10 protein-coding genes are annotated in these 15324 nt (G+C 48.4%); 9 read left to right on the forward strand and 1 reads right to left on the reverse strand.

Features of this window, described 5'->3' with window-relative positions; genetic code table 11:
- The first annotated feature begins 81 nt into the window (after positions 1-81).
- Positions 82-2886 carry a glycoside hydrolase family 9 protein gene (locus tag CUS_RS11425; protein WP_002850806.1) on the forward strand — a complete coding sequence of 935 codons (2805 nt, stop codon included), beginning with the start codon at positions 82-84 and terminating at the stop codon, positions 2884-2886.
- Positions 2887-3169: 283 nt separating this feature from the next.
- Here the strand turns inward: CUS_RS11425 and CUS_RS11430 are convergent, their stop codons facing one another.
- A complete protein-coding gene (locus CUS_RS11430; RefSeq protein ID WP_002850810.1) occupies positions 3170-3946 on the reverse strand; it encodes an AraC family transcriptional regulator in 777 nt (258 codons plus the stop codon).
- Positions 3947-4367: 421 nt separating this feature from the next.
- Here CUS_RS11430 and CUS_RS18680 point away from each other — a divergent pair, with 421 nt between their 5' ends.
- The 8 genes from CUS_RS18680 (at position 4368) to CUS_RS11470 (ending at position 15323) form a co-directional block, all read left to right on the forward strand.
- Complete coding sequence (locus CUS_RS18680) at positions 4368-8510, forward strand: RICIN domain-containing protein (protein ID WP_002850820.1); 4143 nt, start codon at positions 4368-4370, stop codon at positions 8508-8510.
- 811 nt (positions 8511-9321) lie between these two features.
- Positions 9322-10014 carry a 4'-phosphopantetheinyl transferase family protein gene (locus CUS_RS18685; RefSeq protein ID WP_002850881.1) on the forward strand — a complete coding sequence of 231 codons (693 nt, stop codon included), beginning with the start codon at positions 9322-9324 and terminating at the stop codon, positions 10012-10014.
- 54 nt (positions 10015-10068) lie between these two features.
- On the forward strand, positions 10069-11784 hold the full coding sequence (locus tag CUS_RS11445; protein ID WP_002850887.1) for an ABC transporter ATP-binding protein: 1716 nt from the start codon (positions 10069-10071) through the stop codon (positions 11782-11784).
- Entirely contained in the window at positions 11781-13523 is a 1743-nt protein-coding gene (locus CUS_RS11450) for an ABC transporter ATP-binding protein (protein ID WP_002850815.1), read from the forward strand. Before CUS_RS11445 ends, CUS_RS11450 begins: the two co-directional genes overlap by 4 nt.
- A gap of 13 nt (positions 13524-13536) precedes the next feature.
- The gene (locus tag CUS_RS11455; RefSeq protein ID WP_002850846.1) at positions 13537-14121 is read left to right on the forward strand and encodes an MptD family putative ECF transporter S component; all 585 of its coding nucleotides are present in this window, start codon (positions 13537-13539) and stop codon (positions 14119-14121) included.
- Position 14122: 1 nt separating this feature from the next.
- Entirely contained in the window at positions 14123-14827 is a 705-nt protein-coding gene (locus CUS_RS11460) for an energy-coupling factor transporter transmembrane component T (protein ID WP_002850885.1), read from the forward strand.
- Complete coding sequence (locus tag CUS_RS11465) at positions 14824-15075, forward strand: ATP-binding cassette domain-containing protein (protein WP_002850852.1); 252 nt, start codon at positions 14824-14826, stop codon at positions 15073-15075. The genes CUS_RS11460 and CUS_RS11465 overlap by 4 nt, the downstream gene beginning before the upstream one ends.
- Positions 15072-15323 (forward strand): ATP-binding cassette domain-containing protein, encoded by a 252-nt coding sequence (locus tag CUS_RS11470; RefSeq protein ID WP_002850822.1) that lies wholly within the window; start codon positions 15072-15074, stop codon positions 15321-15323. The genes CUS_RS11465 and CUS_RS11470 overlap by 4 nt, the downstream gene beginning before the upstream one ends.
- Position 15324 lies beyond the last annotated feature (1 nt).

Here is a 15324-nt window from a genome sequence, read left to right on the forward strand (position 1 = left end):
CTGTTTGCTCCTATGATCTGTTCGGTCTGATCTGACAGCAGATAACTGCTTAAAACAATATCACAGAAAGGAAGATCGAAAATGCAAAAGGGAAGTTTTCTTAAACGTTCACTGGCAGGCGTTTCAGCTGCGGTAATGATGCTGACGGGCAACGCTGTTCCTACCGTTACCGCCGCAGTGATCGACAAAGATAATCCCAACAACTATCACAACTATGCAGAGGCTCTCCAGCTCGCACTTTGTTTCTACGATGCAAATAAGTGCGGTGACGAGGTGGCAGATGACGGCTATTACTCATGGCGCGCCAACTGCCATGTAAAGGACGGTGTCATACCCCTCACACCGATGACCCCGATGCCTGAGGTGGGCAAGGGCAAGACCGATGACCAGCTTAAGGAAGATCAGGGCCTTGGTGCAGGCGATGACGGCAAGACTAAGCCGAATCTCGGTGACGATGACCCCGACCTCTACGTTGGCGTTAATATGTCGCAGGAATTCATCGACAAAAACAAGAAGTACCTCGACCCCGACGGTGACGGTACTCTCGACCTCACAGGCGGCTGGCACGATGCGGGCGACCACGTAAAGTTCGGACTTCCGGGAAGCTATTCCGCTTCTACCATAGGCTGGGGCTACTATGAGTTCCGCGATTCCTATAAGGAACTGGGTCTTGACAAGCACGTTGAGGACGAACTTCATTGGATAAACGACTACTTTATGAAAGTCACTTTCATGGACGACAAGGATAACGTAGTCGCTTACTGCTATCAGGTAGGCGAGGGCAATAACGACCATAACTACTGGTGCCCGCCCGAATTGCAGGTAGAGGATACTATGGTAGCCTCTTCGTCATGCGCAGTTAAGCGCCCCGCTTACTTCGCAACAGAGGAAATGCCCGCTTCCGACCAGTGCGCAGGCGCAGCCGCATCGCTGGCTATCAACTACCTCAACTTCAAGGATACCGAACCCGAATATGCAGAGAAGTGCCTTAAGTACGCAAAGGCGCTGTATGATTTCGCAGTAAAGACCCACGTTGAGGAATGGAATCCGGGCGAAGTTCCCAGCTGTTCCAGTCTTGGCTATGACGGCGGTTTCTATACCTCCAGCTATGACTACGATGAACTTGCATGGGCGGCTGTATGGCTCTACTACTGCACCGAAGACTACGATTATATCAACGATATCATCGCAGTTGACGAAACTACCACCAACGCAAAGGGCGCTCACCCCTACACAGGCTATATGAAGCGCATCATCACCGATACAGGCAACTGCTGGCAGAATATCTGGGTACACTGCTGGGATACAGTATGGGGCGGCGTGTTCGCTAAGCTCGCACCTGTTACCAACACAGCCCGTGACTGGTATATCTTCCGCTATAACCTCGAATTCTGGTCGGGCTGCAAGGAGAGCGTAGACAGTTCCGAATGGGGCTATGAGCCTGTTCATACCCATAAGTACTTCGGTATGGACGACTATCTCTGGAATACTCCCATGACCGCTGACGAGATACCCTCTCTCCCCGACAGCAAGACCAGCAGTGACTTCATTGCAAAGTCGCCTAAGGGCTGGGCAGTTGTATCGGGCTACGGTTCAGCAAGATATAACACAGCCGCAGGTCTGTGCGCATGCGTATACGCAAAGACCACTAAGGACGAAACATTCCTCCCCTGGGCAAGGGCACAGATGGAATACATTCTCGGCAACAACCCTATGGGTTACGCATATGAGGTAGGCTACGGCAATAACTTCGCAAGCCACCCTCACCACCGCGCATCACACTGCTCCGCTACTCAGAGCATGGACGACCCCATCACACAGGTACATACTCTCTGGGGCGCACTTGTAGGCGGTCCTGACCTGAAAGACAACCATGTTGACCAGACTAAGGACTACATCTACAACGAGGTAACTGACGACTACAACGCAGGCTTCTGCGGCGACCTCGCAGGTCTTTACCATTACTACGGACGCAAGGGCGGCATCGATGCTAAGGAGAACCACATTATCGAGAACTTCGATATGTCGGGCAACGCTAAGGGCTATGAGCAGGTAGACGAGAACGGCAACTCACTGCCTGTCGGCTACTTCGTATCGGGCGGCAAGGCTCAGGAAAAGGACGACGGCATACAGCTCAAGATCGTTCTCCACAACAGAACAGTCGATCCTCCGAGATTTGAGTGTGATGTCAAGGCAAGATACTACTTCAACATCAAGGAACTCCTTGATGAAGGCTACGATATCGACTACATCACCGCACGCATCGACTACGATCAGGTCGCAGGCTATTCAGACAACAAGTCACACGCAGTACTCTCCGACCCTGTAAAGTATGACGATAAGGGCACATACTACGTTGAGATCACATGGAAAGACTGCAAGTTCTACGGCAGCCGCGTATATCAGTTCGCGCTGACGACCAAGATGGATCAGCAGAAGTACGTATATCCCAAGTGGGATTCTTCCAACGACTACAGCTATTCCGACCTTGTCAGCTTCGAGGACGACAACTCCGCAGCCGCTATCACAGATAAGATCACACTTTACGCTGATGATAAGCTGATCTGGGGCGTTGAGCCTGACGGTACCACACCATCGGCTGACGAACCGATCAACGTTTCAAACAAGAATGTCAATTACGGTGACGCTGACTGTGATGGTGTCGTAACTATCGCTGATGCTGTAGCTGTAAGCCGCTATCTTGCAAACGCAAAGAAGTACCCACTTACCGAAGCGGGCAAACTCAATGCAGACTGCGTTGATGCAGGCAAGGGCATCACAGCTGATGATGTCACTGCGATACAGGTCATTGCATCCGGTTCCGTAAATGGTTCCGATCTTCCCCTGACAGCATCTTCACTAAAAAAGATTACGGCTAAGAAATAACATATTTGACACGTCGGTACTCATCGGGTGACGGCGTGTTTTTTGTCTGCATAAAATACAACTCTCCCCGAACGTTTACCGCATCGGGGAGAGTTTCTTATATCAAAATGTTATGTGGTTATCCCGCTGACACACCACAAAAACAGCGGCTATACAGAACTTAAGGTTCTTGGCGTATATCTTTCCCCCGCCGCAGGCGGGGGAAAGATAACATCAACTCAGTATTTCCTTGTTATAAAGGTATTTTTGGGTGGTGTGCTAAAGGGATAGTCATAAAATGTCATCATCTGTTGTTTTTGCGGTATTTTGAAGGCGATTCGCAGGCGTATTTCTGGAATACCTTTGAAAAGTGTGAATAGTCGGGATATCCGCATTTTTCCGACACCTCCACCGCAGAAAGTTCAGTGGTGGTCAGCAGTTGTTTGGCATATTCCATTCGGCTGGTGAGTATATCCTTCGTGCATGGTATACCGTAGCGCTGTTTGTACAACCGCTGAAAATGTGATACCGACAAATTCATATCCTGCGCTATCTGTGGTATGTTCCAGTTAGCAGACGGGTCATCGTATATCTGTTTGCGTATGCTTTCAAGTTCATTTTCATACTGCGAACGCCCGCCCCTGTCCTCAGGATTTGCGCAGCTTTTTATCTGCATGAAGATGGCTTTCATCAGATAACGTACAGTGGCATCTTTCTCACTGTTTTCCGAATAAAATATCTCCACACACATTTTTATCATTTCAGATACCGTATCTGTGTCCAGCTTTATCGGTACATTGTGTTCGATCCCCAGCGAATTTAAAAATTCATTATCCTCATCTTCCAGATCAAATCTTATCCAGTCATCAACGTACTCCTCGCCGTCACCGCACAGCGTATGCGGATAGCAGCTTTCAATTACAAAGAGCGTGTTATCGTCCACATTGTAGAACTTGCTGCCCATGCCTATACGTGCCTTTGAGCGTATAAGAAGTATCTGCATGCCGTGTATGCCGTTCGGTCTGTCTTTATAAAGGTCAGCGGAATGCTTGCTGTGCCAGCCCAGCATATATGCTTTCATGGTCAACGCCTCCTAACGTGATCGGTCTTTCCTGATTTAACACATCGTATAACGTTTAACATTTAGTGCAATGCCCGCATCGTTCTGTCAGCTGACAATAACAATGCAGTACGGTCTTATCGGGAAGTCAGATTTATAATCATATTATATAATGATTTGCACCGTCTGTCAATAACTTTTGCAATAAAATCACAACTTTGTGATAGAAATTTACATTGAAAATAAAGTGCGTAAATGGTAAAATGATATTACAAACTACAGCGATCCGGATTTTAAATTATGACTATCCCTTTAGCACACCGGCTGAAAATGCTGTAAACAAAAGGATAATTGAGCGCCCCATATCTTGTCTGAATTTTAAGGCGGATCGCTATAAGTCGGCTGTTCAAAGGTAAAATTATAAAAACGGAGGATCAAAAAAATGAGCAGTATCACAAAAAAGGTCGCCGCATTCGCTGCATCAATGGCGTTGGCGGCAACATCGAATGTCGGACTGATGAGCAGTATAAAGGCAAGTGCTGCTTATGGTGTCGGCGGCAATGGCAAAGCCATCATGGAATACCTTGACAGAGGCATCTATGCCGTAAAAAGCGGCAGCGGTATGTTCGTCAGCTGGCGTTATAATGCCAACGATGCCGATGATGCAGAGTTCAGGCTCTACCGTGATGATAAGCTGATCTACACAAGCAGGTCGGGTGATGCCACTTCCTATCAGGACAACGGCGGCAGTACAAACTCAAAGTACCGCGTTGACTGTGTATCGGGCGGCAAGACCGTCAACTCCCGGACCTGTAAATTCACATCGGCAAACAATTATTTCGACATCAAGCTGAACAGTCCTGGCAGTCAGTATTCGCCCAACGACTGCTGCGTAGGCGATGCTGACGGCGATGGTCAGTACGAGATATTCCTGAAATGGGATCCAAGCAATTCAAAGGATAATTCCCAGCAGGGCAAGACCGATAATGTTTTCATCGACTGCTATACCCTCACAGGCAAACAGTTATGGCGTATCGATCTGGGCAAGAATATCCGCGCAGGTCAGCACTATACGCAGATGTGTGTTGCTGATTTCGACTGTGACGGCAAAGCCGAACTCATCACCAAGACCGCCGACGGCACCAAAGACGGCAAGGGTAAAGTCATCGGCAGCGGCAGCAAGGACTACCGCAACGGTAACGGCTATATCCTTGACGGTCCTGAGTATATGACCCTCTTTGACGGTCAGACAGGCGCGGCACTTGATACCATCGATTTCCCTGTACCGCGCGGCAAAGTTTCCGACTGGGGCGACAACTACGGCAACCGTGTTGACCGAATGAACAGCGGCATCGCCTACCTTGACGGTGTACACCCCAGCGCCATCTACGGCAGAGGTTACTACACAAGACTTACATGGTCGGCTGTCGATGTCAGAAACAAAAAGCTGGTCAAGAGATGGGTCTATGACTCCACATTCAATAAGTCAGCTGCGGGCTGGGGCTGCGGAAACCATAACGTAATGGTCGCTGACTGCGATAATGACGGCAAGCAGGAGATATTCACAGGCGCAAACTGCATCGATGACAACGGTAAACTGCTCTGGTCAACAGGCGACCTTCACGGCGATGCCATGCACGTTGGTGACCTTATCCCAGACAGAGAGGGTCTTGAAGTCTGGGAGTGCCATGAGGACAAGCCCTACGGTGAAAGCTGCTACGATGCCAAAACAGGCAAAAAGATATTCCATATAAACAATTCCAAAGATACAGGACGCTGTGCCGCCGACAATATCTGGGCAGGCAATAAGGGCGCAGAATTCTGGGGCGCTGCCGACGGCAACGTGTATAACTCATCAGGTAAGAAGATAGGCGGCACAAAGCCCGCACAGAACTTCTTCATCTACTGGGACGGCGACCTGGAACGTGAGATACTTGATGGCAACAAGATATCCAAAATGACAGGTGCCGACAAGATAGACCGCATATTCACCGCTAACGGCTGCGGTACCAACAACAGTTCAAAGTCCGTACCCTGTATGACAGCAGACCTCTTCGGTGACTGGCGCGAAGAACTGATACTCAGGACCGATGATAACACAAAACTCCGCATATGGTGTACCACAAGCACCACTAAAGTGCGTCTTACCACTCTCATGCACGATATGCAGTATCGCGCCCAGAACTGCTGCCAGCAGAGCGCATATAATCAGCCTCCCCATGTCAGCTATTATCTCGGCAGTGATGCACCGCTGCCCGCAAGACCGAAGGTGCTGATGAATAATTCCGCTGTACCTTCCGATCCGATCATAGATGACCCCGTACAGCCGATCACAAATGTCAGCAAGAAGTTCGATCTCGGCGCAAATTCTACCAACGGCTTCACCACCGTCGAAGCGGCAGATAAGTATTCCGCAGGCAAGGGCTACGGCTTCTCGGGAAATGATGTCAAAGATGTGTCAGCCGCAGGCAGAAACGAACTCAGCGATGCTGTACAGTTCACAGGCAGCACCACTTTCAATGCAGATGTCCCCAACGGACTCTACAAAGTAAAGGTAACTCTCGGCAATACCACACGAACCAGCGTTTATATGGAGAACATGCTCCAGATAGTCAACATGACAGGCAATAACGCCACAGACGAGATCATTCTCCCCGTTACCGACGGTCAGCTGAATATCCGCGCAGCCGCAGGCAAGGAGGGCAACGCCTACTCCATCAGTGCCATCGAGATAAACAAAATATCCGACAGCACCACCATGCCGAAAACTGTATGGCTCTGCGGTGATTCTACCGTGTGCAACTACTATCCGCTCGATTCAAGCACTCAGGCAGGCTGGGGTCAGATGCTCGGCAAATATCTCGGCAGCGATGTGTATATAAGAAATATGGCAGCAAGCGGCGAATATGCCAAGGGCTTTGTAGATCACGGCAACTTCAGCTGTATCGAAAAATACGGCAAGAGCGGTGATACATTCATCATCTCCATTGGTATAAACGACAGCAAGTACTATAACGGCACTGAGTACCGTAAGGTAGTCACCGATATGGTCAAGAGAGCCAAAGCCAAAGGCATGGAGGTCATACTCGTCAAGCAGCAGGGCAGAAAGGGCGACTACTCTCTGTCACCTCTTCTCAAGAGCAGGTATTTCTCTGCCGAACTTGACAAGATAGCTTCCGAACAGGGCTGCAAGGTGATAGACCTGTTCACACTTTGGCAGGACTACTGCGTATCTGTCGGCGCATCAAAGGCAGATTCCATGTACATCGACAATGTTCACCCCAACCGCACAGGCGCAGATAAGCTGGCTGAACTCGTGGCATCACAGCTGGGCGGCACACCTTCTTACTCTTCTGATATCATCGATGGTCAGATATATACCATCAAGAATGTCAACAGCGGTCTGTATCTCTCGGTAGAGGGTGCGAACGCCGCCAACGGCTCAAATGTTGAGCAGTCTTCCGCAAACGGCACACAGATACAGTTCAGGGCAGTTGCGGCAGGTGACGGTTACTTCTATCTGGTATCTCAGCTGGGCGACGGCAAGTCCTACGCACTCGATGTTACAGGCAGACATACCGATGATGAAACCAATATCGAGATATATGAATTCAACAAGGGCGATAACCAGAAGTTCATGATAAACAAGAATGCCGACGGAACATACAGCATACTCACAAAGATAACCGACGGCAAGTCCGCACTCGATGTCAACGGCAAGTCCCGCGACAACGGCGCAAATGTCCAGCAGTATACCTATAAGGGCAGTGATAACCAGAAATGGTACTTTGAAACTGTCAAGCCCGCTGTCACCCCCGACCCGATAACACCATCTGTTCCCGCAACAGATATCGTTGACGGCAAGGTGTACACATTCAAGAATGTCAACAGCGGTCTGTATCTCTCAGTAGAGGGTGCGAACGCCGCCAACGGCTCAAATGTCGAGCAGTCTTCCGCAAACGGCGCACAGACACAGTTCAGGGCAGTTGCGGCAGGTGACGGTTACTTCTATCTGGTATCACAGCTGGGCGACGGCAGATCCTACGCACTTGATGTTTCAGGCAGAAATACCGACAATTCTGCCAACATCGAGATCTACACCTTCAACAAGGGCGATAACCAGAAGTTCAGGATAGACAAGAATGCCGACGGAACATACAGCATACTCACCAAAATTACCGACGGCAAGTCCGCACTCGATGTCAACGGCAAGTCCCGCGACAACGGCGCGAATGTCCAGCAGTATACCTACAACGGCGGCAATAACCAGAAATGGTATGCCGAAACAGCTTCTCCCGCTGTGATCGGTACAGGTTCATATCCCGAAGTCACAAAGATCGAGTACAGCGAAACATACCATCAGTTCCGCATAAGCTGGACACCTGTAAAGAATGCGGATAAGTACGGCATAGCTGTTTACATCGCAGGCAAGTGGAGAGTTCAGGCGTACACCGATGCGACCACATTCATTTCGCCCAAGCTGAAAGCAGGCGAAAGCTACAGAATGCTCATCGCCGCAAGATCAGGCGGTAACTGGGATCTCACCGACATGAACAAGAGAACTTTCATTGTGACCGTAAGATAACGACATCTCCTATAATGTTAACCAACCACCTCCCAAATGAAAGACTGCTGATCTGCGCAGGGTCAGCAGTCCGATAGGGAGAACCTGAGTTTGATGACATTAAGCTATAATTCTTCCATGAAAACCGCCCTCTCCGAGCATTCCGCATCGGTGGGGGCAGAGTTTTCTCTTTTTTATGACCATTCACTCTGAAATAATTTTTATATGCAGTCATATGTCGAACCGCAGCCGTTAAGTTAATATTTCAATATAATTATGTTTAAATAGACGAATTTCTCAGTTTAATATTGACATAAAAGTTGTGTTTATGATATACTGTTATCGTTAATTAGATATTTTGCTTAATTAAAATAAGACTTATCTTACTTTGGCTGAGATGAAGTAAATAAAGCATTGAAATGACTTCTGTCCCATAAGGCAGATACCCGCCAAAAGCCGAATATAACACCGTTACACAGCTGTTTAATATCCACGTATCCCGCAGGATAAGCAGACTTTTTTTGCATAGTAGACAGCTTTAATATATTAATCAACTTATATAAAAAATGTTAATTCGGTAATTCACTGAATATTTGTTAACTTTTTGATGGTTGACAAATCCGACCATAAGTGATATAAATATTAATTGTTTGAATGATACAAAGTGAAGTCGTCAGAACTGTCACATATTACAAATAAATATTGCGGCGGCGCTGATATGTCAGTGCAGTGTCAGTCGGTTTTCAGACTCGGTTATCGGGTCTTTTATTTGGCAAAACGGTTAGTTTAGACTAATTATTTATAAGGTCTTTCAGATAGGGGGTAAAAAGCGATGTCAATTATTTATATTGCACATATCTCTGATCTGACCCAACCTATAACCGAAAACATGCTGTCTAAGCTGACCCCACAGCGCAAAGCGCGAATGTGCCGCTACAGACAGCACAGCGATAAACTTCGGTGCGTGGCGGCGGCACTGCTTGCAAGGCTCGGCGCACAGGAATTTTTCTCGGATACAAATGTGCAGGTCTTCATGCCCGCAGGTATGCCCCCTTATGCGGTCAGCGGAGATAAGGTCTGCCGCATGAGCATTTCTCACACCGCCGACCGCGTTATGTGCATGACTGACAGCGAAGACTGCGGCGTTGATATCGAATCCGAACACGCCTGCCGTGAAGCTGTCGGGCTTGCCAAAAGGTATTTCTTCACTTCCGAAGCGGCATGGATATGCGCGGCTGAAACCGAAACCTTACGCGCCGAACGTTTCGCACGCATCTGGACGGCTAAGGAAGCATATCTTAAATACTGTGCCACAGGTCTGCGGCGGGGACTTGATACTTTTTGCATAACGGCAGGCGATGACGGAGTTTCCGTGACCGACCCCATGATGCCTGCGGCGCATCTTTACAGCATTGCCGATAAAGACGGCGGCTTTGTTTACACAGCCTTCTCACGTACCCCTGTTGAGAGGTTTACTAAGGTGGAAAGTGATGTATTGTTCTGTGACTGGGTTAGGCTAAACTAACTATATGATATCTCTGTATTGATCGCAATATCGATCGGAAAGGAAATGATAGACATGGGAGATGTATTCAAATTTGTGCGTGATAAGAGTGCGGCTGTGATCTCGGCTATCCTTGCTGTGATCTCAGTTTTTGCAGGTCTTGTCCCGTATCTTGCGGCGGCAAAACTGCTTACAGCACTTGTAAGCGGGCAGATAACCGAAAGCATGATATGGAAATGGGGTGCGGCGGCACTTGTGGGCTACTTTTTAAAGACCTTGCTCTTGTCCGTTGCATCGAGCATATCTCACCGCATGGCGTATTCGACCATGAGTGAGATAAGAACAGCCCTTGCACAGAAACTTCTTCGCGTACCGCTTGGCACAGTCCGCGAAAAGAGGATAGGCGAGTATAAACAGATGCTTATGGACGAGATAGAACACCTCGAATACCCGCTGGCACATATGGTGCCCGAACTGACCTCTAACCTCATCGGTTTTCTGGCTGTGCTTATCTACATTTTTGTGATCAACTGGAAGCTGGGACTTTGCGCTGTCGGCACACTTATCGTCGGCTTCATCATATACGGCATGATGACCGCAGGTCACGACCTTATGGAGATATTCAAACAGTTCACCTCAGATAGTGAGAAGATGACAGGCATAATGGTCGAATATGTCGGCGGCATGGAAGTCATAAAGGCATACGGCAGAACTGCTTCGTCTATGGAAAAATTCACATCATCTGTCATGAAGTTCAAGGATTCGATGATGACATGGTTCAAACACTGCTATCCGTTCATGGCAGGATTTTACGTGGTCACACCCAACAGTCTTCTGTTCATACTGCCTATAGGCACAGCGATGCTCGCAAGCGGCAAACTTGAACTTTCAGAACTTATCATGTGTATGCTTCTGGCTTTCGGCGTGGCAGAACCTCTCATAAAAATAGTTGAATTCTCCGACAACATCACAGCCATCACCACCACAATGAAAAAGGTAAACGAGGTGCTGGAACTTGAAGAGATGGAGAAAGGCACCGTCAAAGCACAGGGCGCTGAGGTCATTACCGCCAAAGATGTAAAGTTTGCCTACAAGGAGAAGGAGATACTTCACGGTATCAGCTTCAGTGTGAAAAAGGGCGAGAAGATAGCTTTTGTCGGCGCTTCCGGTTCAGGTAAATCTACCATCGCGAAACTTCTTGCAAGGTTCTACGATGTCAAAGATGGAAGTATCCTCTTAGACGGCACAGATATACGCAATATCGATATGGACAGCCTTATGCAGCAGCTGAACTATGTCACACAGGATAACTACCTGCTGGATATGACCATTGCAGACAATATCCGTCTTGGCAACCCCGACGCAACAGATGCACAGGTCGAAGAGATAGCAAAGCGCACTGGCTGTCACGATTTCATAATGACACTGCCCGATAAGTATAACACCACCGTAGGCGGTGCAGGCGCAAAACTCTCAGGCGGACAGAAACAGCGTATCGCTATCGCACGCGCCATGCTGAAAAATGCGCCTATCATCATACTTGATGAAGCTACAGCCTACATGGACCCCGAAAATGAAGCACTGGTGCAGAGTTCGATAAACGAACTTGCAAAGGATAAAACACTTATCATGATAGCCCACCGCTTGCAGACAGTCACCGACTGCGACAGGATATATCTGGTCGATAACGGCAATATCAAAGCATTCGGCACTCATGAAGAACTTCTGAAAAACAGTGAAGAATATCGTTCGATGTGGGCACACCACAGCGGAGAGGGGGAAGCAAGATGATAGAACTGCTCAGACAATTTATGGAACTTTGCGGCAATAAAAGCGGCAAAATAAAAAAGAGCATCTTTGTAGGCGCTCTTGACGGTATGTTTGAATCACTGCCTTTCACAGCGGTGTTCTACCTGTTCACCCGCCTTAAGGAACTGCATTTTCAGGCAGATGCACTCACAAAGAAAGATGTTCTCATAATAAGCGTGATCTTCCTCGTTGGTGTCATCGGCAGATGGATATGCAAATACTTCGTCTACAATTTACAGAGCGTTGCAGGCTATGAAGCCGCCGCTGAAACACGCTGTGATATAGGCGACCACCTCAAAAAGGTTTCGATGGGCTTCTTCTCTTCAAGAAGTATCGGTGATACCATAACCACACTTACAGATGATATCCATTTCATGGAACAGAACGCCTCAAACATTCTCGAAAAGAGCATAAATAATGTGATAAGCGTGCTCACACTGACTATCTGCATGCTGTTCTTTGACCTGCGCATCGGTGCGGCATTTATCGTTGGTGCGCTGATATCTGTTGCGATAATCAGTTCACAGCAGAAAACTTCGAGAGTTGTGGTCGAAAAGCTGAAAGATAACCAGATGAAGACCAACAACAAAGTCCTTGAATATCTTGAGGGCATCACAGTCTATAAACTGTTCCCCAATGCAGGTTCGGCAAAAAACGATATGGGCAAAGTTTTCTCCGAGCATTCAAAGCACGAACTAAGCCTTGAAAAGAACTTCATCTTCGGAAGTTTCTGGTTCCTCGCTGTTGAGCGCATCACCGCCAGCATCATCATTTTCGCATCGGCATGGCTGGCAATGAAAGGTTCGCTGGATATCGTAAAAGCGGCAGTACTGCTGGTAGGCGCTTTCGCACTGTATAAGCCCCTCGAAAATCTCGGCACTGTCATGGGCATGGTGAGAATGATGGATATATCCATGAAGCGCATACGTGAAACAAAGAATATCCCTGTAATGGAGGGCGGCAATAAAAATGCCGATAGGTTCGATATAGCACTTGACCATGTATCATTCAGCTATGATGGTGATGATGCTGTCATCTCAGATGTCACACTGGATATCCCCGCACATAAGATGACCGCCATAGTCGGACCGTCAGGCTGCGGCAAGACCACCCTGACACGCCTTATGGCTCGCTTCTGGGATGTAAGCAGCGGCACAGTGCGCATCGGCGGCGTAGATGTGCGCGATATTCAGCCCGAAACGCTGTATCAGTATTTCAGCATAGTTTTCCAGAACGTATTCCTGTTCAACGATACCATCGAGAACAATATCCGTTTCGGCAAACCCGATGCTACCCACGAAGAAGTCGTAAATGCCGCAAAGCGTGCCTGCTGTCACGAGTTCATCTCACAGCTTGAAAACGGCTATGACACCCTTGCAGGCGAGAACGGCAGTTCGCTTTCGGGCGGCGAAAAACAGCGTATCGCTATGGCGCGTGCTATACTCAAAGATGCGCCAATAATCATTCTTGACGAAGCAACATCAAGCGTTGACCCCGAAAACGAATGGATGATGGTCAAGGCTATCGATGAACTGGTGGAGGGCAAGACCGTTATAATGATAGCACACAAGATGCGCACCATTATGAATGCCGACCAGATAGTCGTCATGGAAAACGGACGCATACACGGCACAGGCACCCATGACACACTGCTCGAAAAAGACAGCATCTACCGCAGTTTCTGGGATAACAGAAAAAATGCGGCAAGCTGGAAGATATAAAGGGAGGATAATCATGAAAACAAAAAACACAAACGGCAAAGACCTTATCACAACAGGAATTTATACTGCGCTGTACATCGTGGCGCTGTTTGCGGCATCAGTCGCGAATGTCACACCGCTGACATTCATGTTCTATCCTGCGGTAGCATCTTTGCTTGGCGGAACATTTTTCCTTATGCTGGCGATAAAGGTAAAAAACAGTTTTTCCATAATAGTGTGGGGCATCATAGTGGGACTGCTGTTTTTAGTTCTCGGCATGGGTATGGCACTGCCGTTCTTCGTAGTGGGCGCAGTAGTCGGGCAGTTAATAATAGCAAAGTCGGGTCACAAGAGTCTTGGCATGATAACACTTGCATACATCATAACATCGGTTTGCTCTGTCGGCGGATATGCACAGCTGTTCTTCACAACAGACTCGTATCTTAAAGAAGCATCTGCACGCGGGCTGACAGACGATTTCGTGAACGGTCTTTCAAAATATGCCACAGGCACTTTCCTTGCAGTGATAATTCTTGTTACAGCAGCAGCGGCGCTGTGCGGAATCATGGCCGGCAGACTGATAATGAAGAAACATCTTGTAAAAGCAGGTGTCATCTGACATGAAAGCAGGCGGACTTGATGTCCGTACCAAACTGATACTGCTTCTGTACACCGCCATAGTTGTTTTCGCAGTGCCGAAATTGTGGCTGGAGGTGACCATGTTCGCGCTGTGTTCATTACTGCACATCATATATGGCAGTGTGCGCAGAAGCCTGAAATATCTTGTGATATACGCGGCGGCAGTGGCAGTACAGTTTTTTCTCCTGCCGAAACTCAGCGGGGCGGCACTGATGACTGTTTCGATCTTCGCAGTGTCTTTCCGCAGACTTATGCCCTGTATAATGGCAGGCAGACTGCTTTTGCAGACCACCACCGCATCTGAGATGTTAAACGGTCTGCAAAAACTGCATATCCCCATAGAGGTAACGATACCCCTTGCAGTCACGGTGAGGTATATCCCCGCAGTAAAGGAACAGCTTCAGCATATCCGTGATGCAAGACGGCTTCGGCAGTTTAGCAAACGTGGCGGTTTTCTGCACAGGGCGGTGCGCAGTATGGAACTATATTACGTACCTCTGCTTGTATCGGCGGTGCAGATGTCTGATGAGATAACCGCCGCCGCAGTCACAAGAGGTATAGAAGACCCATGCAGGCACACTTCAGCCCTTGAACGCAGGTTCGGCACAGCTGACTATCTTCTGCTGACACTACTTGCGGCGCTGACTGCATTAATTATCTTTACCCGAAAGGCGGCGGTGGCATGATAAGAATTCAAGGGCTGACATTCAGCTACCCCGAACGGGGAGAAGCGGTGCTGAAAGATATCACGCTTGAAATCGGGCGGGGCGAAACGGTGTTGCTGTGCGGTGTAAGCGGTTGTGGGAAATCAACGCTCCTAAGGACGATAAACGGCATGATACCACATGTTGCCGATAATGAAATTTCGGGCAGTCCGAAATTATTTCCGCAGAATGCTTTCATAATATATCCCCGAAAGGCGGCGGTGGCATGATAAGAATTCAAGGGCTGACATTCAGCTACCCCGAACAGGTAGAAGCGGTGCTGAAAGATATCACGCTCGATATCGGGCGGGGCGAAACAGTACTGCTGTGCGGTGTCAGCGGGTGTGGAAAATCAACGCTCCTAAGGACGATAAACGGCATGATACCACATGCTGCCGATGATGAATTTTCGGGCAGTCCGAAATTTCTTTCGCAAAATGCTTTCATAATATATCCCCGAAAGGCGGCGGTGGCATGAT

This window comes from Hominimerdicola alba 8, from assembly GCF_000178155.2.
Classification (GTDB): domain Bacteria; phylum Bacillota; class Clostridia; order Oscillospirales; family Ruminococcaceae; genus Hominimerdicola; species Hominimerdicola alba_C.

Bases quoted from the DNA above. Each gene is read 5' to 3' on its own strand.
- CUS_RS18680 (WP_002850820.1), top strand. From the start codon at position 4,368: ATGAGCAGTATCACAAAAAAGGTCGCCGCATTCGCTGCATCAATGGCG.
- CUS_RS11425 (WP_002850806.1), top strand. From the start codon at position 82: ATGCAAAAGGGAAGTTTTCTTAAACGTTCACTGGCAGGCGTTTCAGCT.
- CUS_RS11445 (WP_002850887.1), top strand. From the start codon at position 10,069: ATGGGAGATGTATTCAAATTTGTGCGTGATAAGAGTGCGGCTGTGATC.
- CUS_RS11465 (WP_002850852.1), top strand. From the start codon at position 14,824: ATGATAAGAATTCAAGGGCTGACATTCAGCTACCCCGAACGGGGAGAA.
- CUS_RS11455 (WP_002850846.1), top strand. From the start codon at position 13,537: ATGAAAACAAAAAACACAAACGGCAAAGACCTTATCACAACAGGAATT.
- CUS_RS18685 (WP_002850881.1), top strand. From the start codon at position 9,322: ATGTCAATTATTTATATTGCACATATCTCTGATCTGACCCAACCTATA.
- CUS_RS11450 (WP_002850815.1), top strand. From the start codon at position 11,781: ATGATAGAACTGCTCAGACAATTTATGGAACTTTGCGGCAATAAAAGC.
- CUS_RS11460 (WP_002850885.1), top strand. From the start codon at position 14,123: ATGAAAGCAGGCGGACTTGATGTCCGTACCAAACTGATACTGCTTCTG.
- CUS_RS11430 (WP_002850810.1), bottom strand. From the start codon at position 3,946: ATGAAAGCATATATGCTGGGCTGGCACAGCAAGCATTCCGCTGACCTT.
- CUS_RS11470 (WP_002850822.1), top strand. From the start codon at position 15,072: ATGATAAGAATTCAAGGGCTGACATTCAGCTACCCCGAACAGGTAGAA.